At 67.6% G+C, this 26,040-nt stretch carries 25 protein-coding genes, 2 tRNA genes and 1 riboswitch; of the genes, 19 read left to right on the top strand and 8 right to left on the bottom strand.

Annotated elements, in window-relative coordinates:
* Nucleotides 1–296: 296 nt before the first annotated feature.
* The 5 genes from ASF34_RS06865 (at nucleotide 297) to ASF34_RS06845 (ending at nucleotide 3,567) form a co-directional block, all read left to right on the top strand.
* Nucleotides 297–605: a DUF1244 domain-containing protein gene (locus ASF34_RS06865; protein ID WP_056145141.1), complete on the top strand. Its 309-nt coding sequence runs from the start codon at nucleotides 297–299 to the stop codon at nucleotides 603–605.
* Between the two features lie 82 nt (nucleotides 606–687).
* Nucleotides 688–954, top strand: coding sequence for a DUF2312 domain-containing protein (locus ASF34_RS06860; RefSeq protein WP_018044356.1), 267 nt, complete (start codon nucleotides 688–690; stop codon nucleotides 952–954).
* Between the two features lie 58 nt (nucleotides 955–1,012).
* Nucleotides 1,013–1,759, top strand: coding sequence for a response regulator transcription factor (locus ASF34_RS06855; RefSeq protein WP_018044355.1), 747 nt, complete (start codon nucleotides 1,013–1,015; stop codon nucleotides 1,757–1,759).
* Entirely contained in the window at nucleotides 1,756–3,078 is a 1,323-nt protein-coding gene (locus ASF34_RS06850) for an ATP-binding protein (protein ID WP_056160016.1), read from the top strand. Before ASF34_RS06855 ends, ASF34_RS06850 begins: the two co-directional genes overlap by 4 nt.
* Before the next feature lie 234 nt (nucleotides 3,079–3,312).
* Nucleotides 3,313–3,567 carry a hypothetical protein gene (locus ASF34_RS06845; protein WP_018044353.1) on the top strand — a complete coding sequence of 85 codons (255 nt, stop codon included), beginning with the start codon at nucleotides 3,313–3,315 and terminating at the stop codon, nucleotides 3,565–3,567.
* Between the two features lie 37 nt (nucleotides 3,568–3,604).
* Here the strand turns inward: ASF34_RS06845 and ASF34_RS06840 are convergent, their stop codons facing one another.
* The 4 genes from ASF34_RS06840 to ASF34_RS06825 form a co-directional block, all read right to left on the bottom strand.
* Entirely contained in the window at nucleotides 3,605–4,945 is a 1,341-nt protein-coding gene (locus ASF34_RS06840) for a voltage-gated chloride channel family protein (protein ID WP_056160012.1), read from the bottom strand.
* Nucleotides 4,946–4,969: 24 nt separating this feature from the next.
* Nucleotides 4,970–5,123, bottom strand: a riboswitch (Fluoride riboswitch).
* A 110-nt stretch (nucleotides 5,124–5,233) separates the two neighbouring features.
* Nucleotides 5,234–6,805 carry a DUF882 domain-containing protein gene (locus tag ASF34_RS06835; RefSeq protein WP_082494091.1) on the bottom strand — a complete coding sequence of 524 codons (1,572 nt, stop codon included), beginning with the start codon at nucleotides 6,803–6,805 and terminating at the stop codon, nucleotides 5,234–5,236.
* Between the two features lie 223 nt (nucleotides 6,806–7,028).
* Nucleotides 7,029–9,110: a L,D-transpeptidase family protein gene (locus tag ASF34_RS06830; RefSeq protein ID WP_056160008.1), complete on the bottom strand. Its 2,082-nt coding sequence runs from the start codon at nucleotides 9,108–9,110 to the stop codon at nucleotides 7,029–7,031.
* A 180-nt stretch (nucleotides 9,111–9,290) separates the two neighbouring features.
* Entirely contained in the window at nucleotides 9,291–10,784 is a 1,494-nt protein-coding gene (locus ASF34_RS06825; protein ID WP_056145153.1) for a sigma-54-dependent transcriptional regulator, read from the bottom strand.
* A 341-nt stretch (nucleotides 10,785–11,125) separates the two neighbouring features.
* Here ASF34_RS06825 and ASF34_RS06820 point away from each other — a divergent pair, with 341 nt between their 5' ends.
* The 11 genes from ASF34_RS06820 to ASF34_RS06770 all read left to right on the top strand — a co-directional run bounded on the left by ASF34_RS06820 (nucleotide 11,126) and on the right by ASF34_RS06770 (nucleotide 20,954).
* Nucleotides 11,126–12,967 (top strand): M3 family oligoendopeptidase, encoded by a 1,842-nt coding sequence (locus ASF34_RS06820; protein ID WP_056160086.1) that lies wholly within the window; start codon nucleotides 11,126–11,128, stop codon nucleotides 12,965–12,967.
* Between the two features lie 60 nt (nucleotides 12,968–13,027).
* Nucleotides 13,028–13,252 carry an AbrB/MazE/SpoVT family DNA-binding domain-containing protein gene (locus ASF34_RS06815; RefSeq protein WP_018044347.1) on the top strand — a complete coding sequence of 75 codons (225 nt, stop codon included), beginning with the start codon at nucleotides 13,028–13,030 and terminating at the stop codon, nucleotides 13,250–13,252.
* Nucleotides 13,249–13,635 carry a type II toxin-antitoxin system death-on-curing family toxin gene (locus tag ASF34_RS06810; RefSeq protein WP_056160004.1) on the top strand — a complete coding sequence of 129 codons (387 nt, stop codon included), beginning with the start codon at nucleotides 13,249–13,251 and terminating at the stop codon, nucleotides 13,633–13,635. The genes ASF34_RS06815 and ASF34_RS06810 overlap by 4 nt, the downstream gene beginning before the upstream one ends.
* Before the next feature lie 93 nt (nucleotides 13,636–13,728).
* Complete coding sequence (locus tag ASF34_RS06805; RefSeq protein ID WP_056160083.1) at nucleotides 13,729–15,093, top strand: ABC1 kinase family protein; 1,365 nt, start codon at nucleotides 13,729–13,731, stop codon at nucleotides 15,091–15,093.
* 170 nt (nucleotides 15,094–15,263) lie between these two features.
* Nucleotides 15,264–15,557, top strand: coding sequence for an aa3-type cytochrome c oxidase subunit IV (locus ASF34_RS06800; RefSeq protein ID WP_018044344.1), 294 nt, complete (start codon nucleotides 15,264–15,266; stop codon nucleotides 15,555–15,557).
* Between the two features lie 94 nt (nucleotides 15,558–15,651).
* Nucleotides 15,652–16,794, top strand: a complete 1,143-nt coding sequence (locus tag ASF34_RS06795; protein WP_056160002.1) for a Re/Si-specific NAD(P)(+) transhydrogenase subunit alpha — start codon at nucleotides 15,652–15,654, stop codon at nucleotides 16,792–16,794.
* 17 nt (nucleotides 16,795–16,811) lie between these two features.
* Nucleotides 16,812–17,252, top strand: a complete 441-nt coding sequence (locus ASF34_RS06790; RefSeq protein WP_018044342.1) for a proton-translocating transhydrogenase family protein — start codon at nucleotides 16,812–16,814, stop codon at nucleotides 17,250–17,252.
* Between the two features lie 4 nt (nucleotides 17,253–17,256).
* Nucleotides 17,257–18,657, top strand: a complete 1,401-nt coding sequence (locus ASF34_RS06785; protein WP_056145168.1) for an NAD(P)(+) transhydrogenase (Re/Si-specific) subunit beta — start codon at nucleotides 17,257–17,259, stop codon at nucleotides 18,655–18,657.
* 229 nt (nucleotides 18,658–18,886) lie between these two features.
* Nucleotides 18,887–20,626 (top strand): single-stranded-DNA-specific exonuclease RecJ, encoded by a 1,740-nt coding sequence (gene recJ, locus ASF34_RS06780; RefSeq protein ID WP_244478925.1) that lies wholly within the window; start codon nucleotides 18,887–18,889, stop codon nucleotides 20,624–20,626.
* An 88-nt stretch (nucleotides 20,627–20,714) separates the two neighbouring features.
* A tRNA-Tyr gene (locus tag ASF34_RS06775) sits at nucleotides 20,715–20,798 on the top strand.
* Between the two features lie 82 nt (nucleotides 20,799–20,880).
* Nucleotides 20,881–20,954, top strand: a tRNA-Gly gene (locus tag ASF34_RS06770).
* 414 nt (nucleotides 20,955–21,368) lie between these two features.
* On the opposite strand, the gene ASF34_RS06760 is transcribed toward ASF34_RS06770, so the two are convergent.
* The 4 genes from ASF34_RS06760 to ASF34_RS06745 form a co-directional block, all read right to left on the bottom strand.
* Complete coding sequence (locus tag ASF34_RS06760; RefSeq protein ID WP_056159997.1) at nucleotides 21,369–21,599, bottom strand: hypothetical protein; 231 nt, start codon at nucleotides 21,597–21,599, stop codon at nucleotides 21,369–21,371.
* Between the two features lie 186 nt (nucleotides 21,600–21,785).
* Nucleotides 21,786–22,286, bottom strand: coding sequence for a hypothetical protein (locus ASF34_RS06750; RefSeq protein ID WP_056159991.1), 501 nt, complete (start codon nucleotides 22,284–22,286; stop codon nucleotides 21,786–21,788).
* A gap of 3 nt (nucleotides 22,287–22,289) precedes the next feature.
* Nucleotides 22,290–22,466, bottom strand: a complete 177-nt coding sequence (locus ASF34_RS22690) for a hypothetical protein (RefSeq protein ID WP_156465653.1) — start codon at nucleotides 22,464–22,466, stop codon at nucleotides 22,290–22,292.
* A gap of 143 nt (nucleotides 22,467–22,609) precedes the next feature.
* A complete protein-coding gene (locus ASF34_RS06745) occupies nucleotides 22,610–22,801 on the bottom strand; it encodes a hypothetical protein (protein ID WP_056159988.1) in 192 nt (63 codons plus the stop codon).
* Between the two features lie 436 nt (nucleotides 22,802–23,237).
* Here ASF34_RS06745 and ASF34_RS06735 point away from each other — a divergent pair, with 436 nt between their 5' ends.
* The 3 genes from ASF34_RS06735 to ASF34_RS06725 all read left to right on the top strand — a co-directional run bounded on the left by ASF34_RS06735 (nucleotide 23,238) and on the right by ASF34_RS06725 (nucleotide 25,970).
* A complete protein-coding gene (locus ASF34_RS06735) occupies nucleotides 23,238–23,969 on the top strand; it encodes a hypothetical protein (protein WP_156465652.1) in 732 nt (243 codons plus the stop codon).
* Nucleotides 23,970–24,097: 128 nt separating this feature from the next.
* Nucleotides 24,098–24,694 (top strand): hypothetical protein, encoded by a 597-nt coding sequence (locus ASF34_RS06730; protein ID WP_056159977.1) that lies wholly within the window; start codon nucleotides 24,098–24,100, stop codon nucleotides 24,692–24,694.
* 235 nt (nucleotides 24,695–24,929) lie between these two features.
* The gene (locus tag ASF34_RS06725) at nucleotides 24,930–25,970 is read left to right on the top strand and encodes an AAA family ATPase (protein ID WP_244478921.1); all 1,041 of its coding nucleotides are present in this window, start codon (nucleotides 24,930–24,932) and stop codon (nucleotides 25,968–25,970) included.
* Nucleotides 25,971–26,040 lie beyond the last annotated feature (70 nt).

Below are 26,040 nucleotides of genomic sequence, written 5' to 3'. Positions count from 1 at the left end.
CGGAATATGAACCCACCCGAAGAGCGACGGACATTAGTCCTGGCGCTGGACAGGCCGTTGGCCGCTCGGGAACGAGGTGACTACATAGGGGGCCGCGTTATTCGCGATCCCAAGCGAAGTGTCCGGCGCCTTCCGCATGAACCCGCATTTCCGCGGGAGGTCATGCGCGCGCAGGAGCGCCGGGATCGCCATGCCCCCGAAAGCCATGCGCCCGAAAACGGGACCGCGCATCAGCGATGGTATATCCTCGCGCGAAAGCGGTGACTGGCCGCGAGCCCGAGGATGAGGAAACAGCCATGACCGAGATCGACACCGCCACCCGGACGGAATTGGAAGCCGCGGTGTTCCGCCGCCTCGTGGCGCATCTGCAGACGCGCAGCGACGTCCAGAACATCGACCTCATGAACATGGCCGGCTTCTGCCGGAACTGTCTGTCGAACTGGATGAAGGACGCCGCCGACGAGCGCGGCCTCGGCCTCACCAAGGACGAGACCCGCGAGCGCGTCTACGGAATGCCCTATGAGGAATGGAAGCGGCTGAACCAGGCCGAGGCCACGTCCGAGCAGCAGGCGGCCTTCTCGAAGGCCCAAGCCGAGCCGCACTAAGCTTCCGGTAAGCGTGATCGCTTAACCAGCCTCCTCCGGCGCATCCCACCCGATGCGCGTCAGATCAGGAATTGAGACGCTCATGGCCGCTTCCGCCGCACCCGCCGTCGATGCCTCCTCGGTTGCCGCCGACCAGCTCAAGAGCTTCATCGAGCGCATCGAACGCCTGGAGGAGGAGAAGGCCGGCCTCGCCGGCGACATCAAGGACGTCTATGCCGAGGCCAAGGGCACCGGCTTCGACGTGAAGGCCCTGCGCAAGATCATCTCCCTGCGCAAGAAGGACCATGCCGAGCGCCAGGAGGAAGAGGCGATCCTGGAGCTCTACATGCAGGCCCTCGGCATGGTGTAGGCCGACATCGCGGCGTGCCGGCCCAACCTTTCGCGCATAGGGCAGGGCAATAACGACGATGCCTCAGCTCCTCGACACGCCCTCGCTGGCCGGCACGGCTCACATCCTCCTCGTGGAGGATGACGACGGCATGCGGATGCTCGTCACCCGCCTGCTGCGGGAAAACGGCTACCGCGTCACCGGTTGCCGCAACGGCGGGGAGATGTGGCGGCTCCTGCCGGAGGGCGGCATCGATCTCGTCCTCCTCGACGTGATGCTGCCCGGCGCCTCCGGCATCGATCTCCTGCGGAGCCTGCGCGCGAAGAGCACGGTTCCGGTCATCATGGTCAGCGCCCGCAACGAGGAGGCGGATCGCGTGCTCGGCCTCGAATTCGGGGCGGACGATTATGTGGCCAAGCCGTTCGGACGGCCGGAACTGCTCGCCCGGATCCGCGCGGTTCTCCGGCGCTCCGCCATCGCCGCGACCGCGCCGGACGCGTCCCGCAGCGAGAGCGTGGCCTTCGACGGCTGGCGTCTCGACCTGCGCAGCCGCTCGCTCCGCGACCCCGAGGGCGCGGGCGTCGACCTGTCCGGGGCGGAATACGACCTGCTCCTGGTGTTCCTCGACCATCCGAACCGCGTCCTCGGCCGCGAGCAGATCCTGGAACTGTCCCGCGCCCGCCTCGGCTCACCCTCGGACCGCAGCGTCGACACCCTGGTGAGCCGACTTCGGCGAAAGCTGGAGCCGCCGGACGGCCACACCGCGATCATCAAGACGGTCCGTGGCTCAGGCTACATCTTCAGCGCGACGGTCGAACGGAGGTGAGGCGCCTGCTCGCCTTCGTGCGCAGCCTCGAGGCGCGCACCATGGCCGTACTGCTCGTGGCCATCGTCGTCGTCCATGCCGGGGCATTGCTGCTCTATCGCCAATCGGCGGTCGCGGCCGCCGACGAGGCCTTCGCGCAGCAGCTCGCCACTCAGCTGGCTCTGGCGCGGGAAGGCCTGATCCGGCGGCCGGTGATGGAGCGCGACACGGAGGCGAGGGCACTGTCCTCGCCACATTTCGAGATCGGGTGGTCGAAGGCCCCGCCGATCCGCCCGCGGGAGCGTGACGATCCTATCCTCTGGTCGCTCAGGTCCCGCATCCTCGCCCTCCAGCCGAGCCTCGGCCCCGGGCTCGTCCTCGCCATGGGGGAGGGGGAGGATGCACTGCACGCGCAGGATCTGAGCGGGGCGCTCTCGCTGCCCGATGGCGGCACGCTGACCTTCCGTTCCGCCCATGCTCCGAACCTCGCCCGCCGGGGAGCCTGGGCTTTCGTCTCGACGGCGGTGGCGATCCTCGTCGGCCTCGCCGCCGTACTGCTGGTGCATCGGATCGCGAAGCCCTTGCGCAGCCTCACCCGAGCCACGGAAGCGATCGGCAACGGCCCCGTGGTCGCCGTGCCCGAGGCCGGCCCGGACGAAACGCGGGGAATCGCCCGCGCGCTCAATGCCATGCAGCACCGTATTCACGGACTGGTCTCCGAGCGGACTCAGGCACTCGCGGCCGTCTCCCACGATCTGCGCACGCCCATCGCCCGGCTGCGCCTGCGCATCGAGCGCCTGGCCGACGCCAAGGAGGGACAGGCCATGTCCGGCGACCTCGACGAGATGCAGGCCATGATCGACTCGACGCTGGCTTATCTGCGCGGCGATACGGACCCGGAGCCACGCCGGATCACCAACGTGGCGAGTCTCGCGATGAGCGTCGCCAATGCCGCCGCCGATGCCGGCCGGCCCGTCACGTATGACGGGCCCGGCAGGGCACTGTCGGAGGTTCGACCCGTCGCCCTGAGGCGGGCCCTGGAGAACCTCGTCGACAATGCCGTGCGCTATGGCGAACGAGCCGCCATGATCCTGGAAGTCGGCGAGGACGCGGTCGTCCTGAGGATCGAGGATGACGGCCCCGGTATTGCTCCAGAGGAGGTGGAGAGCGCGTTCGCGCCGTTCACGCGCCTGGAGGCCTCGCGCAATCGCCATACCGGCGGTACCGGTCTGGGCCTCACCATCGCCCGGCGCGCGATCCAGGCCGAGGGCGGCAGTCTCACCCTGACCAACCGGGCCGAGGGCGGGTTGCGGGCCGAGCTGATCCTGCCGCGCGTGTAGGTCCAGGGCACGCCTGATACCAAGTCTCACCGACTCTGACCCATAGGTCAGGGTCGGTGAGGTTCGGCGGACGACCGCCGCCGCGCCGTCGCGCGGGGAGACCTCGATGAGTCAGGCTCATCGAGGTCCGATATGACACACTTCGTCACGAAGGCGGCGCGCGGGCGTCAAACGGCTTTTCCATCTCCTGGATCGACGCGGCGGAGCAGCCGCGCAACCACGGAGACACCGACCATGACACGCTTTGCACGCAGCCTCGCCGCCACCGGCATCCTCTTCGGCCTCGCGGTTCCGGCCCTGGCCATCGACGGGCACGGCAATGCCAGCAACCCCTCCGTCTCGGTCCCGAACACCGGGACCGTGTCGGGCGGCCCGGCCCATCGCGACGACCCGCGCGTTCAGGAATCCAAGGAGGTCGGACGTGACGGGAAGCCGCTGCATTCCGACAAGGATGGCCACGCCCACGGCCACAGCCACGACAAGAAGTGACGATCGGGCGGGAGGTGCGAGGCCGCCTCCCGCCGCTTCAACGCCGGGTGCGCGCCTCGCGCAGGGTGGAGCCGGGCTCGACGGCGCCGCCCTTCGAGACGGCGATGCGCTGCGACAGGTAGATGCCGTGATGGCCCGAACAGGCATAGGCGGCAAAGCACGCGACCGCCATGGCGACGCCGTGCGTCGCCCCGAACAGCTCGATCCCCATCAGCGTACAGGCAAGGGGCGTGTTGGCCGCTCCCGCGAAAACCGCCACGAAGCCCAGCGCCGCCATCAGGTCGAGGGGCGCCCCCATCACTCCGCCAAGGGCATTCCCGAGGGCGGCGCCGATGAAGAACAGCGGCGTCACCTCGCCGCCCTTGAAGCCCGAAGCCAGGGTGACGACGGTGAAAAGGATCTTCCAGGCCCAGGACCAGGGATGGACCTCCGGGCCGAAGAAGCTCGCGATGCTCAAGCCTCCCGCATCCGGCGCGGTGACGCCGAGGCCGAGATAGTCACGGGTGCCGACCGCGTAGACGAGGCCGATCACCGCCAGGCCGCCGAGGACCGGGCGCAGGGGCGCGTAGGGAATCAGGCGCTTCAACCACCCGCCGAGGATGTGGTTGGCCTCGGCGAAGACGAGAGCCGCGAGCCCGAAGGCGACACCCGCGACGGCGACTTTCGCTAGTAGAATCGGATCGAGGGCGATGGGGCCGGTCGCATCCGCCAGATAGGCGATGCGGAACAGCGAATGGTGGATGCCCCAGGCCTGGCAGGCCCAGTCGCCGATGACGGCTGCGAGCAGGCAGGGGATCAGAGCGGCATATTCCACCCGGCCGATGGCCAGGACTTCGAGGGCGAAGACGGCCCCGGCGATGGGGGTGCCGAACACCGCCCCGAACCCTGCCGCCACGCCCGCCATCAGCACGATGCGCGTGCCCGCCGGATCGAGCCTGGCCAGGCGCCCGATGGCGCTGGCGAGGCTGGCGCCGAGTTGCACCGCCGTGCCTTCCCGGCCGGCGGAACCGCCGAAGAGATGGGTCACGACGGTCCCGAGGACGATCAGCGGCGCCATGCGCAGGGGAACGCCGCCACCGGGCTCGTGGATCTGATCGACCACGAGGTTGTTGCCGCCCTCCACGCCGCGCCCGACGCGATGGTAGAGCAGGCCGATGGCAAAGCCCCCCACAGGCAGCAGGAACAGCAGCCAGGGATGCGTGAACCGGGCGCTCGTGGCGACGTCCAGGCACCAGAGAAAGGCCGCGCAGAGGGAGCCCACCACGACCGCCATCGGCACGAGGATCACCGCCCAGCGGGCGAACGCGATCGCCCAGGCCACGCGGACCATCGTGACGCGCTTCAGATCGGCGATCCGGTTCTTGAAGGAGGCAGGCATGGTTCCACCGTCTTGCTGCGTGGCAAAAGGGTAGGAATCATCAGCCCTTATGGCGGTTCGGCTGAGTCTCTCTCACCGAACTCCCGCTGCGCCGTCGTACTCCGAGGGAGAACCGACCGTGATCGGGAGTTGTGTGAGGCACTCTTCACGCCCGGCAGAATCCATTGCCGCAGACTTCGTGTCCCGTGGCGGGCAAGGCGTCAAGCCTGTTCCGCCCTCTGCGCACCCCATCGCCGCCGCCCGGGCGTCGGCCCCGACCCAAGTCGGAGGCCATCAGGTTAGCGAGGGTCAGCGCCCGGCAGCCACCGCGCGGGTGGACGAGCCGGTGAAGCGCGCGGCGGTGAGGTCGTCGCCTGGGCTACGTCCGGAGAAACGGCTGCGTACGCCGCTCTCCGCCTGGGCGACGAAGCCGGCCGGCGCGGCATCGGCGCGGGCGCGGGCCGGGGCGACGTGAACGGGAGAGGCGCGGCTGGCCGGCGCGGTCTCCGCGGCGGCCACCTCGAACAGGGCGCGCAGTTGCGTGCGGGCATCGGCATCCGCGGCGACGGGCCGGGCGAAACGGGTGGGCGCCGCGGTGACGGGCGGCGGCGCGGCCATCCCGGTGGGCGCGAGGCTCGCCACCTGAATGGCGGGACGCGGCGGCGGCAGGGGCATGGTGAGTGCGGCGGAGACGGCGGCGAATTCCGATGGCCGGCGCGGCGGCAGCGGCACGTCGATCGAACTCGCTTCCGCCTCGGCGGGGATCGCCGGCTTGGAGATGTCCTGAATCTTGGAGACGTCCCGAATCTCGGAGACGTCCTGGGTCAGGAGGCTCTGGGCATCGCGTCCGTCACGGCGCAGGAGAGCGCCCTTGAGGGCATCGGAGGCGGCCGGGGCGGCATAGGCCAGGGCCTCGCGGGTGCCCGACTGGTCGTCCGGATCGGCACTGGCCACGAGAACGGTGGGCTTTGCCCGGGCGCGGGCCGGAGCTTCGGGCGGCGGCGCGGGGGTCTTGGAGCCGCCACCGAAGAGGCTGGCGAAGAAGCCCTTGATGCTCGGGCCGTCATCCTCCTCCACCGTCGCGACCTGGGTCACGCCGAGCACGGTGCCGCCACGGGCGAGCACCTCCGCGCGGGCAAGCTCGTAGCCCGGCAGGGGCCGGTTGTCGGTGGGCAGGTGCACGGTCTTGCCGTCGGGAAACAGGCGCGCCAGCTGGTCGTGGCTCATGCGCGGCCATGAGCGGACGGAGCCGACGTCGAGATGGACGAAGGGCGAGCCGGCATGGGGATACCAGCCGACACCGCCGCGCTGCATCCGCATGCCGACGGCGCGCAGCTGGTCGATGGAGACATCCGGCAGGTAGAAATCCATTGCCTTGCCGAGCATGTGCTGGCTGAACTCGGCCACCGCACGCGACCGGCGGCGCAGCATGGCGTTGGTACCCGGTGACCGATAGGCCGAGACCACGGTGATCGGCTCCTGCGAGCCCACAGACCGGTAGGCCTCCCACACCGTGTCGAACAGGCGGGGATCCATCTTGGTGGGCTCGTCCAAGCGCCAGTCGCGCAGCATCCAGTTGAGCTGTTCCAACGCCGCCCGGTCGTAGCGCCCGTCACGCTTGAACGTGATCGTCGCGCTCTCCTTCGTATGGGTATGGTAGATCGAGAGAGTGCGGGTATCGCCGTTGGCGACCGCATCCTGCGTCCCTCGCGTGCCCGCGCCGAGCGCCAGGGCGATGCCCGACGCAGCGACGATCGAACGGCGCAGGCGGGAATGGGAGAAGGCGTCGCGGAGATAGCCCCGAAGGCGAGAGATCGGCTGGGTGGATCGGTCGGCCGACTGGGCCTCTTCACGCAGCGGAATGCCCACGATCGTCCTCACCTCTGCCAGACCACGCGTTGGCGCGTGGATCATGGTGAACGCAAGGTTACCGAAAACCGTAAACGAAAGGTTCTCGGATCCTCAGCCATTCGCCGGTCGACACAACGGCTAGGTTTGAACCGTGGCGAAATCGTGCCGGCCCGCCGCCATGATTCAGCATCGACAAGAGCGGCGGCGCACATTCCTCGCCGCGTGACATTCGCGCAACGACACCGGTGGCGCGTTACCACCAGCCGCGGGAGACCGGGGCAGGGGCCGGTACCGGTCCCCACGGATCGACCGGGGCCGCTTCGGCGGATCTGGCCGCCGGTGCCCTGACCGCCCGCACGGGATTGGCGCCGGAAGGGGCGGGGTGCGATGCGGCGCGGCGAACCTCCGGCGAAGCCCCGGCCGCGCCCGGCGCCGACGTCGAAGGCCGCGCCGCGACCTTGGCCGGCGCTTTCACCGGCGCCTTGGCGACGAGCAGGCTGCCCGGTGCGAGACCGAGGGCGATCTTCATGCGCGCATCGTGACCGTAGAGATCCGAAAACGTGCGTAGGGATCCGCGCTCGTCCGCATCGAGGGTGAAATAGGCGAGATGCACCGGCAGCTTCTCGGGCAGGCGGATGGTGCGCTCGCCCTTGCCGATGAGCTTCTTCAACCGCTCGCTCGACCACGCTTCGGGCAGGACCGAATCGGCGAACCGGAAGGGATCGTCCACGCGCACGCAGCCATGGCTCATCGCCCGCTGAGAAGCGGAAAACAGCGAACGGTTGGGCGTGTCATGCAGGTAGACGGCATGGTTGTTGGGGAAGAGGAACTTGATGAACCCGAGCGCATTCCGCTCGCCCGGCGGCTGGCGCACCGAGATGTTGCCGTTGCGATAGACAACCTCGTAGCCGCGACGGGCCGCGTAGTTCGGGTCGCGGGCCAGGGCGGGCAGGAACTCGTTCTTGAGGATCGAGGGCGGCACGTTCCAGGACGGGTTGATGACGGCGTATTCCATCATCCCGGAGAAGACCGGCGTCGGCGTCTCGGCCTTGCCGACGATGACGCGGGTCTCGTCGCGCTGCGTGCCGTTGCGGACCACCCGCAGGCGGAATTCGGGGATGTTGACCAGGACGTAGTCACGACCGAGGTCGCTCGGCAGCCAGCGCCAGCGCTCCATGTTGACGAGGACGGTCGCCTCCTCGTCGCCGACGCGCGAGGATGACTCGGCCCGGCCCAGGGCGGCGACGGTCTGCGGCGTGAGCGTGCCGGTGATCGGCAGGCCGCGACCGCGCTGGAACTTCGCCACGGCGGCGGACACGTTCGCATCGAACGCATCCGGCTCGCCGGAGGCGGCGTCGAGGGTGCCGGCGGTCCGGGTCGGCAAGCCGAAATGGCGGCGTAGCGCGGGGACGCGGGGATCGTTCATGCCGACCTTGAGCACCGGCCCGGCGGGAATTGTGACGGGCGATGCCGCCATGGGCGCGCTATGGAGATTGCGCAGGCTGGCGAGCCGCGCCTTCAGAGCGAGGTAGCCGGCCTGCGCCGGGTTGTAGCCCTGCAGCACGGTACCGGCTTGCGGCCCGGCGCTGGCGACGCGCGTCAGGACGGCATCCGCGCCGGGAATGTCGAGGGTGGGCGTGATCAGGCGGGATATGGCGGACAGGTTGAGGCGCGCCCCGCGTGCGTCCTTGGCGTAGAGTACGATGGCGGCCGAGAGTTTCAGCTCGATCTCGGCGGTCTGGGCCTCGGTCAGTCCCTGCGTGCCGATGACCGGCACCGGATAGGCCTGGACGTTGAGGCCGTCCTCGGCTGCAAGGGAAAGGCGGGACGCGGCGGCCTTGGCGGCGGGGGTGAAGGCGCCATCGACCACCCAGACCGGCTTGAAGGCACCGAGACCGTAGAAGGCCTGCATCGCCTCCCGGTCCTTGGTGCTCAGGCGTGCGAGGAGAGGGGCCGGATCGGCGAGGCGGGCAGCGAGGGCCGCCCCCATCGGGTCGGTCGGCACCGGAGCTGCGGACACGGCGCCAGCGGGTTCGGAGCCGGCCTCGGCGTTCGTGGTCTCCGCCTTGCCCGTCTCGGGCGGACTCGCTGGCGTTTGGGCGGCCTCTCCCGCTGCGGCGGGTTTGGCCGGCTCGGGGGAGGGCGATACCGGCGCGGAGATCGCCCCGGTCGCCACCCTGTCGCCTTGCCCCTGCTCGGACGAGACCGATGGCGCGGCAGCGCTCTGCACCACGGAAGGAGCCGGATCGAGCCGGGGTTCGGCCTTTACCGCGTAGCCGACACAACCCGCCATCAGGGCAGCCAGTGCGACGGAGGCGGAGCGCGAAGCGCCCATGATGAAACTCCCGGAACCGGCCGCAACGGCCGTGTTTGAGCTCAAAACAATCGCTGCTTGCGCCACCGCTTGCAACGGCGCGCGGGCAACAGTGGAAGCCTGGCGTGCGCCGGAGGCTGGAAACGCAGTGCCGTGACGCACATCCCAATTCAAAGGATGCGAAGGGATCGCTCCCGCGTCTCAGGCAGCGGCTTCGTCGCCCTTCTCGTCGCCGTCGAGACCGAGATCCTTCAGCTTGCGGTAGAGCGTCGAGCGGCCGATGCCGAGGCGCCTCGACACTTCGGACATGCGGCCCCGGTAATATTGCAGGGCGAAGCGGATGATCTCCGCCTCCAGCTCGTCCATCGGTTTCATCTCGCCGGACTCCTCGGTGACGAGGGTCATGGCGTGGGGGTCGCGGACCTCCACGCGGACGATCTCGCGCACCGGCTCCGGGGTTCCGGCATGGACCATGGGCTGGACCGGGGCGGCCGGAATGCGCACGTCGAACCCTTCGACCTGGGCGGCGATCTGCGGGAACTCGGCCACGGTGAGTTCGTCGCTATCGGCGAGCACCACCGCGCGGAACAGGGCGTTTTCCAGCTGTCGGACATTGCCGGGCCAGCCGTAGCGGCTGAGCAGCGACATCGCCTCCGGCGTGATCGCGCGGACACGCTTGCCCTCCTCGGCGGCGAAGCGCGCACAGAACGAGCGCACCAGATCCGGGATGTCCTCGCGGCGCGCCCGGAGGGGGGGCAGGGTCATCGGGAAGACGTTCAGGCGGTAGTACAGGTCCTCGCGGAAGCGGCCCTGCTTGACGAGGTCGAGGAGCGAGCGGTTCGTGGCCGAGATGAGGCGGATGTCGATTCGGACACTGCGCTTGGCGCCCACCGGATCGACTTCCCCCTCCTGCAGGGCGCGCAGGAGCTTCACCTGGGCATCGAGGGGAAGTTCGCCGATCTCGTCGAGGAACAGCGTACCGCCCGACGCCTCGACGAACTTGCCCACATGGCGCTCGGTGGCGCCGGTGAAGGCGCCCTTCTCGTGCCCGAACAGGGTCGATTCGACGAGGTTGTCGGGAATCGCGCCGCAATTGACCGTGACGAAGGCCTTGCCGCGCCGGTCGCCCGACCCTTGAATCGCGCGCGCCAGCACCTCCTTGCCGACACCGGATTCACCCTCGATCAACACCGGGATGTTGGACTTGGCCGAACGCTCGGCCAGCCGGATCACGCGCTCCATGTCGGGGCTGCGCGAGGACAGGTCCTTGAAGGTGAGCGAGCCGGAGGCGCGCCGCCGCATGCGCCGGACCTCCTCCTCGAGCTGATCGACCTTGAGGGCGTTCTTGATCGAGACCTGGAGCCGTTCGGCACCGGCGGGCTTCACCACGAAATCGGTGGCGCCGGCCCGCATGGCGTTGACCACCGCATCGATGGAGCCGTTGGACGTCTGGACGATGACGGGGATGTCGAGACCCGACTGGCGCATCTGGGCCATGACGCCGAGACCGTCGAGGCCGCCGGGCATCACCAGATCGAGGAGCACGACGTCGATCGGTTCGCCCGAACGCAGCAGGGACAACCCGTCCTCGCCGCTCTCGGCGACCTTCACCTCGAAACCGAGGCGACGCACCATCGCTTCGGCGAGCCGGCGCTGGACGGGATCGTCGTCGACGATGAGGATCGTTGTCGACATGCGGAGAGCCTCGACCGTGTGCTGAGAAAGGCGATCGTCCCAGGGATATCGCCCTGCGAGTCGGCCACCGGTGTTTCGTTTCGATCCGTAGGGTGAGCGAAGAGCGTAAAGCTGCTCTTAACGACGATCCCACTTTCTTCCCAGATGGTCCACTCCCCGGCCTAGGCGGGGCGAACGAAGGCCATGCCGGAGATTCGTTGCGGCCGAATGGGCCGAATCGGTTGATCACGGAGCCTCACCGCTCGATATCAGCGGAAACGGCGGGGAAACGCCGCTTCAGGATCAAAGACATCATGTCGAGTCGTGCCGTCGTCCATGCCAGCCTCTCAAGCGCCGCCCGGATGCCGGCCGGGCAACGATCGGAAGGAACGAACGTCGCGCGGGCGGCCGCTCTCGCCCTCGACCTCGGCTCGCTTCCCGAATGGGATCTGAGCGACCTCTATTCCGGGATCGATTCGCCGGACTTCCGCGCCGACCTGATCCGGGCGGAAGAGGAATGCAGCGCCTTTTCACAGCGCTACGGCGGCGTCATCGCCGAGATCGCCGGCGGACCCGACGCGTCCGCTCGCCTCGCCGAGGCGGTGGCGGCCTATGAGGCGATCGAGGACCGGCTCGGCCGTCTGATGTCCTTCGCCGGCCTCGTCTACTCCGGGGACACCACGGACGAGCGGCGCCAGAAGTTCTACGGCGACACCCAGGAACGGCTGACCACGGCCTCCGGCCACCTGCTCTTCTTCGCCCTGGAGATCAACCGGGTCGATGACGGCGTGATGGACGCCGCCATGGCGGATGGTCCCCTCGCGCATTACCGCCCCTGGATCGAGGATCTGCGCCGCGAGAAGCCGTATCAGCTCGACGACCGCACCGAGAAGCTGTTCCTCGAAAAGTCGGTCACCGGGCGCTCCGCCTGGAACCGGCTGTTCGACGGGACGATCGCGTCCCTGCGCTTCCCGCTGCAGGGCGAGATGCTCACCCTCGAACCGACGCTCAACAAGCTGCAGGACCCGGACGGGGCGGTCCGCAAGGAAGCGGCCGGGGCACTGGGCGACGTGTTCCGCGCCAATCTGCGGACCTTCGCCCTCATCACCAACACCTTGGCCAAGGACAAGGAGATTTCCGACCGCTGGCGCGGCTTCAAGGACGTCGCCGACGACCGGCACCTCTCCAACCGGGTCGAGCCCGAGGTGGTGGCGGCCCTGGTGGACGCCGTCCAGGCCGCCTATCCGCGCCTGTCGCACCGCTACTACCGGCTGAAGGCCAAGTGGTTCGGGGTGGACGTCCTGCCCTATTGGGACCGCAACGCGCCGCTGCCGCGAGTCGAGCAGCGCACCATTCCCTGGGCGGAGGCGCGCGACATGGTGCTCGACGCCTATGGCGCGTTCTCGCCGCGCATGGCCGACATCGCCAAGACCTTCTTCGACCGCCGCTGGATCGATGCGCCGACGCGGCCGGGCAAGGCGCCGGGCGCCTTCGCCCATCCCACCGTGCCCTCTGCACATCCCTATGTGCTGGTGAACTACCAGGGCAAGCCGCGGGACGTGATGACCCTGGCGCACGAACTCGGCCACGGGGTGCATCAGGTCCTCGCCTCACATAACGGTGCGCTGATGGCGCCGACGCCCCTGACGCTGGCCGAGACCGCGAGCGTGTTCGGCGAGATGCTCACGTTCCGGCGCCTGCTCGCCGCCACCACCGATACGGTTCAGCGACGGGCGATGCTGGCCGCCAAGGTCGAGGACATGATCAACACGGTGGTGCGCCAGATCGCGTTCTACCTGTTCGAGCGGAAGGTCCATCTCGCTCGGGCCGAGGGCGAGCTCACCGCCGAGCAGATCAACGGGCTCTGGATGTCGGTGCAGGCGGAGAGCTTCGGCCCGGCGATCTCGCTGGACGCCGGCTACGAGCCGTTCTGGGCCTATATCCCGCACTTCATCCACTCGCCTTTCTACGTCTACGCCTATGCGTTCGGCGACTGCCTCGTGAACTCGCTCTACGGCGTCTATGCCAATGCCGAAGAGGGTTTCGTGGACCGCTACTTCGCCCTGCTCTCGGCCGGCGGGGCCAAGCCCTACGGCGAGCTCCTCGCTCCCTTCGGCCTCAATGCCAGCGACCCCGCCTTCTGGCAGATCGGCCTCAACATGATCGAGGGGATGATCGCCGAACTGGAGGCGATGGAGGGGTAACGCTCCTTTGCGCCGGCGGCCTTTCGTTGTACACAACGTACAACGAAAGGCCCGACGGTCATGAAGCTCGAAGTCAAGAAGATCGGCAATTCCACCGGGCTCATCCTGCCGCGGGAACTCATCACCAAACTGAATCTGGAACAGGGTCAGTGGCTTCACGTCACCGAAATGCCCGACGGCGGAGTGCGCCTGACTCCCTACGATCCTGATTTCGACAAGGCAATGGCGCTCGTCGACGACATCATGGACGAATACAAGGATACTTTGCGGGCGCTCGCGCAATGACCGAGCCCCGTTTGCTGACGGCCGAAGAGATCAAGGTTGCCCATGAACGCCAACTCGTCCGGTTTGGGGGCCCACCTGGACTTCGAGACGAGAATGCCCTCGAGTCGGCTCTGGGAAGGCCTGTGAACCGCTGGCGATATGAGGACGGCGACCTCGCTTCACTGGCGGCGGCGTATGCCTTCGGACTTGCGCGGAATCATGCATTCATCGACGGCAACAAGCGGATCGCCTTCGTGGCGATGACGCTGTTCCTACGTCTCAACAACATTGCTTTTCGACCGGATCAGGCCGAGGCGACCCGGATGATCCTCGGCCTCGCTGCGAGCGAGATCGACGAGGATGGCCTCACGCGCTGGATCCGCGACAACTGGCCGGCGGCGTGACCCCTTCCGCGACCCAAGGGCTCATGGCCCTGGCACCCTCGGGGGAGGAGCCTATCTCGTAGTGACACTCCTTCGTCGCGCAGAATGGACCCGATGGCCGATCACGACAACGAAGCCAACCGCTTCTCGGCGCGCGCCAGCCGCTATGCCCGTGTCGGCGCCAATGTCGGGGGTGTCGCCGCGCGGATGGCCGGCGCCAAGCTGTTCGGAAAGGGAGAGACCCCCACCAACGCGGCAGCTTTGGCCCAGGCGCTCGGGGGGCTGAAGGGCCCGATCATGAAGGTGGCGCAGCTCCTCGCCACCGTGCCGGATCTGCTGCCGCCGGAATACGCCACCGAGCTTCAGAAACTCCAGGCCGACGCACCGCCGATGGGTGCGGCCTTCGTCAAGCGCCGGATGATGGCCGAGCTCGGCCCCGACTGGCAGAAGCGGTTCGCCTCCTTCGACCTCAAGCCCGCCGCCGCCGCCTCCCTCGGCCAGGTTCACCGGGCCACCGGCCTCGACGGGACGCCCTTCGCCTGCAAGCTCCAATATCCCGATATGCAATCGGCCGTGGAGGCCGACCTGAAGCAGCTCGAAATCGCCTTCGCCCTGCACCGTCGCCTCAGTTCCTGGCTCGACACCCGCGAGATCGCCAAGGAGATCGGCGCCCGCGTGCGCGAGGAGCTGGACTACGAGCGCGAGGCCAAGCACGCCGCCCTCTACGGGGCCGTTCTGCAGGACATCGCCGAGGTGAGGGTGCCCGCCATCCACACCGACCTCTCCACCAAGCGCCTCCTCACCCTCGGCTGGCTCGAAGGCGACAGGATCCTCAGCTTTTCCGATCAGACCCTCGAGATCCGCAATCGTCTGGCGCGGGCGATGTTCAAGGCTTGGTGGCACCCGTTCAGTCGAGCGGCCGTGATCCACGGCGATCCGCACCTCGGCAACTACACGGTCTTCTCCGAGGACGGCGAGGCGCGCGGGATCAACCTGCTCGATTACGGCTGCGTCCGCATCTTCCACCCCCGCTTCGTCGGCGGCGTGGTCGATCTCTATCGCGGCCTGTTGGAGAACGACAACGCCCGGATCGTCCACGCCTACGAGGTGTGGGGATTCAAGAACCTCAACAAGGAGCTGATCGAGACTCTCAACATCTGGGCCCGGTTCATCTACGGCCCGATCTTGGAGGATCGCACGAGAACGGTGGCGGATGGCGTCAAGCCCGGCGAATATGGCCGGCGTCAGGCCTTCGAGGTACATCAGGCCCTCAAGCAGCGCGGACCCGTGACCGTGCCGCAGGAATTCGTCTTCATGGACCGCGCCGCCGTGGGACTCGGCGCGGTGTTCCTGCATCTGCGCTCGGAGCTGAACTACCACCGCCTGTTCGAGGCCGAAATCGAGCGCTTCTCCCTCGAGACCCTGACCGAACGGCAGGGCGCGGCTCTGGCAGCGGCGGGACTTCCATCTCCCGAATAATCGCCAAGATTAACTGCCCGCGCATGACAAGCGGGGATCGACTGTCATTCTCCGGGATAAAACCGGCTTTCCATATTTTCGCGAGTCGGTATCTCGATTGCGGGTGACAGAGGCATGCGCTAAATCCGCTTGGAACCAATCAAGATGATACCCAAGGGGACGACGACAAGATGGCCGATGCGAAGACCGTGACCGGCGTACGTTACAGCCCGGCGATGGACGAAAAGACCCATGAACAGACCTACCGTGGGTTTGTCCGGTTCGTGGAAATCGGCACCTTCGTGGTGATCTGCTGGGTGCTCGCGTTGGCCGTGGGTGGCATTCGCGAGGCTTGGCTCACGGCCATCTTCGGCGTCCTGCTGTCGGGCGTGGCGGGCACGGTGGGCGCGCTGTCGCCTGTCGTCGGTTGGAAGGCTCCCGCTGCGGTCGCCGTTCTTCTGCTTCTGTACCTCTTCTTCGCGTGACGTAGCCACGGACCGCTGGTATACCAGGGGTCCGGGCTCTATATTCCTGCTAAGCTACGGCGATCGAGAACGATCGCCGAGGGGGATCTCCTGAATGCGCATCGCTGTATTGACAGAGTCGGACCCCGCCGAACCGCGGGTCGCGGCGGTGCCCGAGACGATCAAGAAATTCAAAGGCCTCGGGGCCGACGTGACGATCCAGTCCGGGGCGGGCCTGAAGGCCGGTGTTCCCGATGCGGATTACGAGGCGGCGGGCGCCACCATCGCCGCCACGGCGGCGGAGGCCGCAACGGATGCCGACCTCGTCCTCAAGGTTCGCCGTCCCAACGAGGACGAACTGAAGCTCTTGAAGACCGGCGCGACCGTCGTCGCCATCATGGATCCCTACGGTAACGAGACCGCGCTGAAGGCCATGGCCGATGCGGGGATCAGCGCCTTCTCCATGGAGCTGATGCCTCGCATCACCCGCGCCCAGGTCATGGACGTGCTCTCCTCGCAGGCCAACCTCGCCGGCTATCGCGCCGTAATCGACGCCGCCGCAGAGTATGGCCGCGCCATGCCGATGATGATGACGGCCGCCGGCACCGTGCCCGCCGCCCGCGTCTTCGTGATGGGCGTCGGCGTCGCCGGCCTCCAGGCCATCGCCACTGCCCGCCGCATGGGCGCGGTTGTGACCGCCACCGACGTGCGGCCCGCCACCAAGGAACAGGTCGAATCCCTCGGCGCCAAGTTCGTGGCGGTAGAGGACGACGAGTTCAAGCAGGCCGAGACGTCCGGCGGCTATGCCAAGGAAATGTCGGCGGAATACCAGAAGAAACAGGCCGATCTGGTGGCGACGCATATCGCCAAGCAGGACATCGTCATCACCACGGCGCTCATCCCCGGCCGCCCCGCTCCGAAGCTCGTCTCGGAGACGATGGTCGCCTCGATGAAGCCCGGCTCGGTGCTCATCGATCTCGCCGTCGAGCGCGGCGGCAACGTCGCCGGTGCCAAGGCCGGCGAGATCGTCACCACCGAGAACGGGGTCAAGATCGTCGGCCACGTCAATGTCGCCGGCCGCCTCGCGGCAACCGCGTCGAGCCTCTACGCCCGCAACCTGTTCGCCTTCGTCGAGACCCTGATCGACAAGGAGTCCAAGGCCCTCGCCGTCAAGTGGGACGACGAGCTGGTGAAGGCGACGAACCTCACGCGGGACGGACAGGTGGTCCACCCGTCCTTCCAGTCCACAGCAGCCTGATCGCGACGGAGAGACAGATGGCAACCCTTCCTCCCGAACAGGCCGCCGAACAGGCGCGCGCCGCCGCCGCTACCGCCCGCACCGCCGCCGAACAGGCGCAGAGCCTCGCGGACAGCCTCGGTCAGGGCATCAGCCACGGCATCGCCGCCGCCACCCACGGCGCGGTCGACCCCACCGTGTTCCAGCTCGCGATCTTCGTGCTCGCGATCTTCGTCGGGTACTACGTGGTGTGGTCGGTGACCCCGGCGCTCCACACCCCCCTGATGTCCGTCACCAACGCGATCTCCTCCGTCATCATCGTCGGCGCCCTCCTCGCCGCCGGCGTTCCGCTGATCGAGAAGGGCACCGGCTGGGCGCGCTTCTTCGGCTTCGTCGGCATCGTGCTCGCCAGCGTCAACATCTTCGGCGGCTTCCTCGTTACCCAGCGCATGCTCGGCATGTACAAGAAGAAGGCCTGAGACGATGTCCCAGAACGTCTCCGCCCTCCTCTATATCGTCTCCGGCGTCCTGTTCATCATGGCGCTGCGGGGGCTCTCGCACCCGACCACGTCGCGGCAGGGCAACCTGTACGGCATGATCGGCATGGGACTCGCCGTCCTCACCACCCTGGTCGGCCATCCTCCGGCCGGGTTCGGCGCCTGGATCATCGTCCTCCTCGGCCTCGGCATCGGAGGTGGCGCGGGTGCGGTCATCGCCAAGCGGGTGCCGATGACGGCCATGCCGCAGCTCGTGGCCGCCTTCCACTCCCTCGTCGGTCTCGCCGCCGTGGCGGGTGCGGCGGGTACGCTCTACGCCCCGCAGGCGGTGGGCATCCTCGAGAACGGCCATATCCATAAGGAATCGCTGTTCGAGATGGCGCTCGGCGTCGCCATCGGCGCCATCACCTTCACCGGCTCGGTCATCGCCTTCGCCAAGCTCGACGGACGCATGTCCGGCAAGCCGATCATGCTGCCGCAGCGGCACGCGATCAACATCGCTCTCGGCATCGCCCTCATCGGCCTGATCGCCGTGTTCATCGGCACCGAGAGCAAGGCCATCTTCTGGTTGATCGTGGTGCTGTCCTTCGTGCTCGGTGGGCTGCTGATCATCCCGATCGGCGGCGCGGACATGCCCGTCGTCGTGTCGATGCTCAACTCCTATTCGGGTTGGGCGGCGGCCGGCATCGGGTTCACACTGGGCAACCTCGCGCTCATCATGACCGGCGCCCTCGTCGGCTCCTCGGGCGCGATCCTGTCCTACATCATGTGCAAGGCGATGAACCGCTCGTTCATCTCCGTGATCCTCGGTGGCTTCGGCGGCGACGCAGCCGCGGCCGGTGCGGGTGGCGCTGTCGAGACGCGCCCCGTGAAGCAGGGATCGGCCGACGACGCGGCCTACATCCTGAAGAATGCCGAGCGCGTCATCATCGTCCCCGGCTACGGCATGGCGGTGGCGCAGGCCCAGCATTCGCTCCGTGAGATGGTGGACATGCTCAAGAAGGAAGGCGTCGACGTGAAATACGCCATCCATCCCGTCGCCGGCCGCATGCCGGGGCACATGAACGTGCTGCTCGCCGAGGCCAACGTACCCTACGACGAGGTGCACGAACTCGAGGACATCAACGGCGACTTCCCGCAGGCGGACGTGGCTTTCGTGATCGGCGCCAACGACGTCACCAACCCGGCCGCCAAGACCGACAAGACCTCGCCGATCTACGGCATGCCAATCCTCGACGTGGAGAAGGCCAAGACGGTCCTCTTCATCAAGCGCGGCATGGGCTCCGGCTATGCCGGAGTCGAGAACGAGGTGTTCTTCCGCGACAACACGATGATGCTGTTCGGCGACGCCAAGAAGGTCGTGGACTCGATCGTCAAGAACCTCTGAGCGGCGCGGGGCGGCACACCGCCCCGTCAGTCTCGATTGCAAACGGTCGGCGCCATGCGCCGGCCCTTTTCTCGTCTTGGTAGGAGCTGGTTCCGGTATCGCCTCACGCGTCACCTCGAAGCGAGCAGCGCAGTAGCGCCGGATAGCCCCAGGCGAGTAGACTGACGGCGTGTCAGCCGCCTCAGCCCTTGCCCCATCCCGTGCCTTCCTCGGCGTCACCCGTTCCGTCATGGGGCGGCCCTGGCGTGACCGCTGCGGCGACCCCGCCGCCCAGGCCTATGCCGCGACGATGGTGCAGGCCCATGGCCTGCCCGACCTTCTCGCCCGCGTCCTGGCCTCGCGCGGCATCCGGCCCGACGAGGCGGCGGCCTATCTCGAACCGCGCCTGCGCGACCTGATGCCGGATCCGTCCCGCCTCGTGGACATGGAGGCGGCGGCCGAACGGCTCGCCCATGCCGTCGAGGCCGGCGAGCGCGTCGCCGTGTTCGGCGATTACGATGTCGACGGTGCCGCGAGCGCGGCGTTGATGGCCGGCTACCTGCGCGCGCTCGGCCTGACGGTGGACATCCACATCCCGGACCGGATCACGGAAGGCTACGGCCCCAACGTGGCGGCGGTCACGGCACTGGCGGAGGGCGGCGCGACGCTTCTCGTCTGCGTCGATTGCGGCACGAGCGGCCATGAGCCCCTGGCGGCTGCGGCCGAACGCGGGCTCGCCGTGATCGTCCTCGACCATCACGGCGCGCCGGAAATCCTGCCTCCGGTCGCGGCCCTGGTGAACCCGAACCGGCTCGACGACATTTCGGGCTTCGGTCATCTCTGCGCGGCGGGTGTCGTCTTCCTCACCCTCGTGGCCCTCAACCGCCGCCTGAGGCGGGGAGGGCGGGAGGATCTGCCGGATCTCGCCGAAGCCCTCGATCTGGTGGCCCTGGCGACGGTCGCCGACGTGGTGCCGTTGACCGGCCTCAACCGCGCCTTCGTCGTGCAGGGATTGAAGGTGATGCGGGGCCGAGGCCGGATCGGTCTCGCCGCCCTGTTCGATGCGGCATCCCTGAGCGAGCCGCCGGAATCCTGGCATCTCGGCTATCTGCTCGGTCCGCGCATCAATGCCGGCGGGCGCATCGGTCATGCGGGACTCGGCGCGGCCCTTCTCACCAGCGGGGATCCTGCGGAGGCGACCCGCATCGCCACCGAACTCGATCTTCTCAACCGGGAGCGGCAGGGCATCGAGGCACAGGCGGTGCTGGAAGCCGAGGCCGAGATGGATCGCGCGCTGACACTGGCCCCCGACACGCCGATCCTGGTGACGGCCTCCGCCTCCTGGCATCCGGGAGTGGTCGGCCTCGTGGCGGCGCGGCTGAAAGAGCGCTTCGGTCGGCCGGCTTTCGCCTTCGCCCTGCGCCCGGACGGGACCGCCACGGGGTCAGGCCGATCGGTCGCGGGGGTGGATCTCGGCCATGCGGTGCGTCAGGCCGTGGATGCCGGCCTCCTCGTCAAGGGCGGCGGGCATGCCATGGCGGCCGGCGCCACGCTCCCGAGCCACGATCCCACGCCTCTGCGCGACTTCCTGGCGGCCGCCCTCGCCGCGGCGGTGTCGGAGGCGAGGGCGGTGGAGGCACTGCTCGTCGACTGCACCGTGAACGCGGGCGGCGCCACGGCGGAGGTCGTTCGCCTCGTCCAGCGCGCCGGGCCGTTCGGCGCGGGAGCACCGGAACCGGTCTTCGCCCTGCCGTATCACCGGCTGGTCGATGCGGGAATCGTCGGCAACGGCCACGTCCGCGCGCGCTTCAGGAGCCGGGACGGCCAAGCCATCGGCGCCATCGCCTTCCGCTCCGCCCAGGGACCGTTGGGGCAGGCGCTGCTGGGCGGGATCGGACGGGAATTCCACGTGGCCGGAACCCTTGCCATCGATACCTGGCGCGGCGGTGAGCGGGTGCAGTTGCGCGTCGGCGATCTCGCCACACCCTGAACTTTGCGTCGGTGCCCGCGCGGGACGTGTTGACACCCGCGCAAGCCCTCACCATAAGGACCCGCGCGCTGCCGAAAGGCGGTGGTTTGGGGGAATGTCCCGAGCGGCAAAGGGGGCGGACTGTAAATCCGCTGCGTAAGCTTCGTAGGTTCGAGTCCTACTTCCCCCACCAATCCATACCGACACGCTGGCACCACGGCCGATGAAGGGATCGCCTTCTCAAGACCGCGTCGCCATGCTATCGGGCGCCACATGCGGGTGTAGCTCAATGGTAGAGCAGCAGCCTTCCAAGCTGAATACCCGGGTTCGATTCCCGGTACCCGCTCCACCCTCACTTTCCCGAAAAGCCTAGCATCTTCAGTCCGATAGGGCAGGGGCGCGGTATCCTGCGGCTGTTTGCCTGGGTAGTGGATACCGCATGGATACCGCAGACGAACAGGTATCGCCACGGGCGCGGCACGGGACGTGGGCCCGCCCCGAACGTGTAAAACGATTCCCGGATCGCGTTTGTGGAATCGTTTTACACGTTGGCCTAGCAGGGCCATCAGTTCAGGGTCCCGATCTCGCCGTCGTATCCGTCAAGCAACCTGACCTCGCCCCCGGCCGGGTGGAGCGAGGCGGCATCACATCGGGGGCAGTGCAGGCCGCCCGCCGCCATCCGGACCTCCCCCCCACCGGAACGTCGAGGAGCACGTGAAGCAGCACCAGGTCTGCTGCATGACGTCGTCAGACTCGGTGTCGGTCATGTCAGCCTCTGCAAATAGCTGCCGTCGGCGTAGACGGCGATCTCCTCTACGTCGCGGTCGGCAATGACGAGGGGCACATCCATCACTTCGAACGCTATGGACCAAGCGCCGGCGGCCTCGTCGAATTGGAAATCGGTGACCTTCACCGGCCAGACCGTCCGCCGCAGGACGCCCGTGGGCAGGGCTGCCAGGGCCGCGTCGGCGGCCGCCTTCTCGCGCTCGGTCATGACATCCTCCTCAGCCAAGCCCGGGCCCGGCCCTGCCACCGCCGTCGCGCCCTGATCGAGAGACGCTTGCCGAAGGGCGCACGCACGGTCTCGGCCAAGGCGGCCGCCCGCCGGGACATGATCACGTGAGTGATGGTCAGGCCCGGCTCGGACGCGAACCTCTCGGCCCATTCCTCGATGGTCACCTCAACCATGGGAGGACCCCACGGCTGGGAGGTCGCCCTCGACGTCCGACACGGCCTGGCAGATGGCCTCCTGCGCGGTCCGCCTCGTTGCGAGGCGGTACTTCAGGAAATCGAGAGCCGCCTGGAACGGGACGGCCGGGGGCGCGGCTAGAAGAGAGCCCGCTGCCCGTCCTTCTCCGGGATCTGCTGCCGCCCGGCGCTCCATGTAGCGTCGACGGATATCCAGGTTGAGGGCGCGGCGCTCCTCATCAGGCACGAGCTTGAGAACATCGAGGTTCATCTCGAACCGCCGGATGTCGATGGCATTGTCCGCCACGTCCGCCGCGTAAGCATCGAGGAACTCGTCCCAGGTCTGGCCGCTGGCCTCGATGTCCGCGCGCGTCCGGACCGCGACGTCGCCCCAGTAGTAGAGGACCGGCGGCCCGAGGGGGCGCTTCGGCTTGGGCGGGAGCGGCATGGCCAGCCCCCGGGCCCGGCGGACCTGTTGCCAGTGAAGGGTCATGGCTCAGGCCTCCCACTCTTGATCGGCGCCGGCCGGTAGGTTCCTGCGGACCTTCAGGACGGACGTTCCGCCCTCATGGTTTTCGTGGACGTGGACGACCGTGTCCTCGGTCCAGATCGTCAGCCGCTCGATGTCTTCCGGGAAGTCGGCGCTGGACCACTGCGCCTCCGGCAGGATCACCTTCGATGCGATGTCACGGATGCGGGCGGGGTCGCGGGTGACGAGGCACGATTTGGCGGACTATCCCCGTATCGCGGTGAGGGCCACCGGCTTGAAATCGTCACCACCGACGGCATTCAGAAGCGTCTGTCCTTCAGCCATGATCAGGACCTCCTCGCCACGCGGCGCCTGTCATTCCTGACCTCCCGGCAAACGGCGTGCTTGATCCAGTCCGCGAACATGACCTGGATTTTGGCCTGCCGCTGGGGGGCTCCGCCGGGATGCTCCTCGGCGAGGATGCGCTCCACGCTGCGCGCGGCCCCAAGGGCGATCTCGTCGATTGTGGACTGCCTCATGACCGGGGCTCCCGGGCGGGGGAATGCTGCGACCGCCGGAGATCCAGAGCGGCGACAGTTCTGAGCGCGGCGGCCTCGGCCATTTGCAGGCCATGCCTGTCGATCCAGGCCGCTTGGGCTCTTTGCTCCGAGGGTGTCATGCGGGAGTACGAGCGCCCCAAGGCCTCGATCTCATCATCGGTGGGCATGCCAGTCCGGGTCCCTGTCTCGCGTTCGCGAGATCGCTTCAGAGACGATCGAAGCAGGTCTCGCAGATTCGCCTAGGGGGAAACGGTACGCGTCGTCCGGATGGCCCATCGGAAACGCCATCGCCGTTAACGATGCGCAACAAATCGGTGGCGTCTGGCAGGGCCAATGCTATCTTGGGCGTACGGCCATCCCAGATGGTGGTCGATCGAGGTGCGGTATCCCGGCCTCGTCCTTTCAAGGAATGCCCATGCCCCAGACGCCAGTTGTTCTCCTGTCCAGTCCCCTGGAAAAGCAGTTCGGGTCACTTCTCGATGCCGGCTACCAGCCTACCGCGTATGTGACTGACACATTCAAGGCGAACCTGTCCTTTCGCCGTGACTATGAGGTCGTACCCGGGGAGATGCTCACTGTCGCCGTGTGGCACACACGTTCGCGTGGTGCTGCCGAGGCACCAACCTTTCTAGAGTACGAGATCGACATCGGACGTCACGGTAAGCGTTACGCCGGCAGTGCCGCCGAAGCCATTTCCAAGATCAATGAGGCGCTTCCGTCAGAGCTCGCCGCACATCGTGCATGGCTGAAGGAATGCGAGGCTGCGAGGATTGAGGGACGTTTGGTATTAGAGCCACGGCCGTCGCACTCGATGGTGCCCCAGCCCGTCCAGCTGCAGCAAGCCTCCGCCGGACGTCAGACGCAGAATTATGAGCGTTCGCACTATACCTATGACCTCCATGGCGACGTTGTTTGCGTCACGGACCTCAACGACGGCCGTACAGTAACGAACGACGCGCACGCCGTGGTCGAGGACCTCGTCCGGGACCTGGGTGGGCTCTCAGGCAGGACGGTGATCTACCGCGACACCACGGGCATCTGGGATGAGCTCGTGGTCCATAAGGACCGGTTCTCCGGGTTCAGGTCCGTCAACGAGAAGGACCTTGGCCGGGCCCTGGCAAGGATCGCCGTGGGGGCGGCGGCATGATCCGGCTCGGCGTCACGCTCACTATGTCCGGCAAGCGACTTCGCCTGGGAACAGGGATGTAGTGCCTCGCGAACGACGGCTCGCCGTTCTGCGCGAGCGTCGACTATTACCGTTTCGATTGAGGACTAATGCCCAAGATCCTGCTCTGCCCCGTGACGTCCAACTCAACGCTCCCGGGCGTCCCCGTCGGACGGGTCGGCGTGGGCACGCTCGCCAGCTTGAGGGGGATCCCCCCTCGGGCCGGTCCGATCCTTTCGTTCGAGGGGCGGCAGCCGTACATCGACGGCCAGGCGGTCCAATTCCAAGATATATCTGAAGAGCTCCTTCAGGCGGTCATCCACGCGGCCGCATCTCTGTTTGGGGACCTCTGGCTCGGGCCCATGGTACAAGTGACCGGCCTCGGACAGCGCACCCTCCAGCGTGACCGCATCGCGAAACACGGGCTGCCGGTGCACGTCCTGGTCATGCTTGGAAACGCCTCATTCGCGACGCCACCTAAGGCGTTTGGTCACCTGCTCTTGTCCGTCGCCGCGATCTGGGAGGACGTCGGGAAGTCTGATCCCTTCCATCAGGATGGGTCAGACGCCCTTAGTTCTCAGGGACTCGACGAGCTCGCGGACCGCCTCCAGGGGTTGGTCGAGCATGCCCGTCTGACTGTGAATACCCTCCGTGACGAGGCTGAAACTGCCCGTCAGATCCGACGCTCGCTCGAAACCAATCGTTAACGCCTCCCTGCTAGGGAGGTCAGTTCTAGGCGCGTTCGGTCCCTACCGTCATGCGCTGCGGAATTTGAGGATCCAATAGATGCCCAAGGCCCCCCCCCGGGGTGCGCGCCCCCGTGCGCCTACAGAACCGTTTCCCGGAAACCATCCGCCCAGCGTAGAAGAGCTCGACCACGGGCTCGACTTCTTCGATTGCGATCCCCTGGCCGACGCGATCCACTGGTCGAATGGCCTCCTGATGGATTTCCTCGACATCCATCCCCTCGTCAGGACGGCGCTGGAGAGGCTCTCCTCGTGCGTTGTCACCGTGACGACGCTCTCGGCATGCGAGAGCGCGTGCGACGAGGTCGCGGACGATCTCAAGCTGAGCCCTTACGACAGGGATCGATATGCCGACTATGCGGCACGGTGCGTCTACTACGCCGCTTTCCTCGGTGACCACGGGTGCGCCCTTAGGTGCGCCGTGAGGGTCTGGCAGGCCTCGATGGCCGGCGGCCACAGCGACCTGGGGCTCCGGAATCTTCTCACGACGCACTCCGAGATGATGTGCGTTGCTGCTTACTGCGACGGGGGAGATTGGCGTCCGAAGACGGTGCCCCGCTCGGCCCGCCGCCAGGGTGACGCCCTGACCTCGCTGCAGATCATCGCGCGTTCAGTGCCCCCGCTGGAGTGGCCATACAATGTAAAGAGGGGACCGGTCCGGGACGACACGGGGTACGCCCCCCGCGACGAGGACGGGGACGATCTGCCGGAGGCGTCCGGGTCGGGCCTACTCGTCGTTCGCAGCGTCGACCATCTCCCTGGCTCGGCCAAGGCAGGCGTGCATGGCAGCGGCGGGACCACGCCCCGCGCGGAGTGGGCGCCCGTCGCCGGGGTGACCCTCCCGTGCCGGCCGGTGCCCGATCTTGCGGTCGCGCGCCAGGACCTCGTTGAACAGTACCCGCACGCCGCATCCCTGATCGAGCGGATCCTGAACCTCCTCGTCGGGCGTCCGTTCGCGCGGCTCCCCCCAATCCTCCTGGTCGGGCCCCCGGGCTCCGGCAAGACGAGGCTGGCCACCAGCATCGCCACCGCGCTGGGCCTCCCGAGCTCCGTCTACTCCTGCTCAGGCGTGGCGGACGCGTCGCTCACTGGTACCAGCAGGCAGTGGTCTACAGGTCGGGCGTCCGTGCCCCTGCAGGCGATCAGGCAGGAGATGTCTGCGACGGTGGCCGTGGTTCTGTGTGTTTCGGCGTGCAACTTTGACCCCGTGAGGCGGGGGATCGGCGTCCAATTCTGACCCCCTAACCTCGTTCTCGCAGACTGCTCTCCGGTACGGCCGGAAGGGTGGTGTAGGGGGATGAAGGGCG

The sequence above is a fragment of the Methylobacterium sp. Leaf106 genome, assembly GCF_001422895.1.
Classification (GTDB): Bacteria; Pseudomonadota; Alphaproteobacteria; order Rhizobiales; family Beijerinckiaceae; genus Methylobacterium; species Methylobacterium bullatum.
This window is presented reverse-complemented; position numbering and strand designations above follow the sequence as displayed.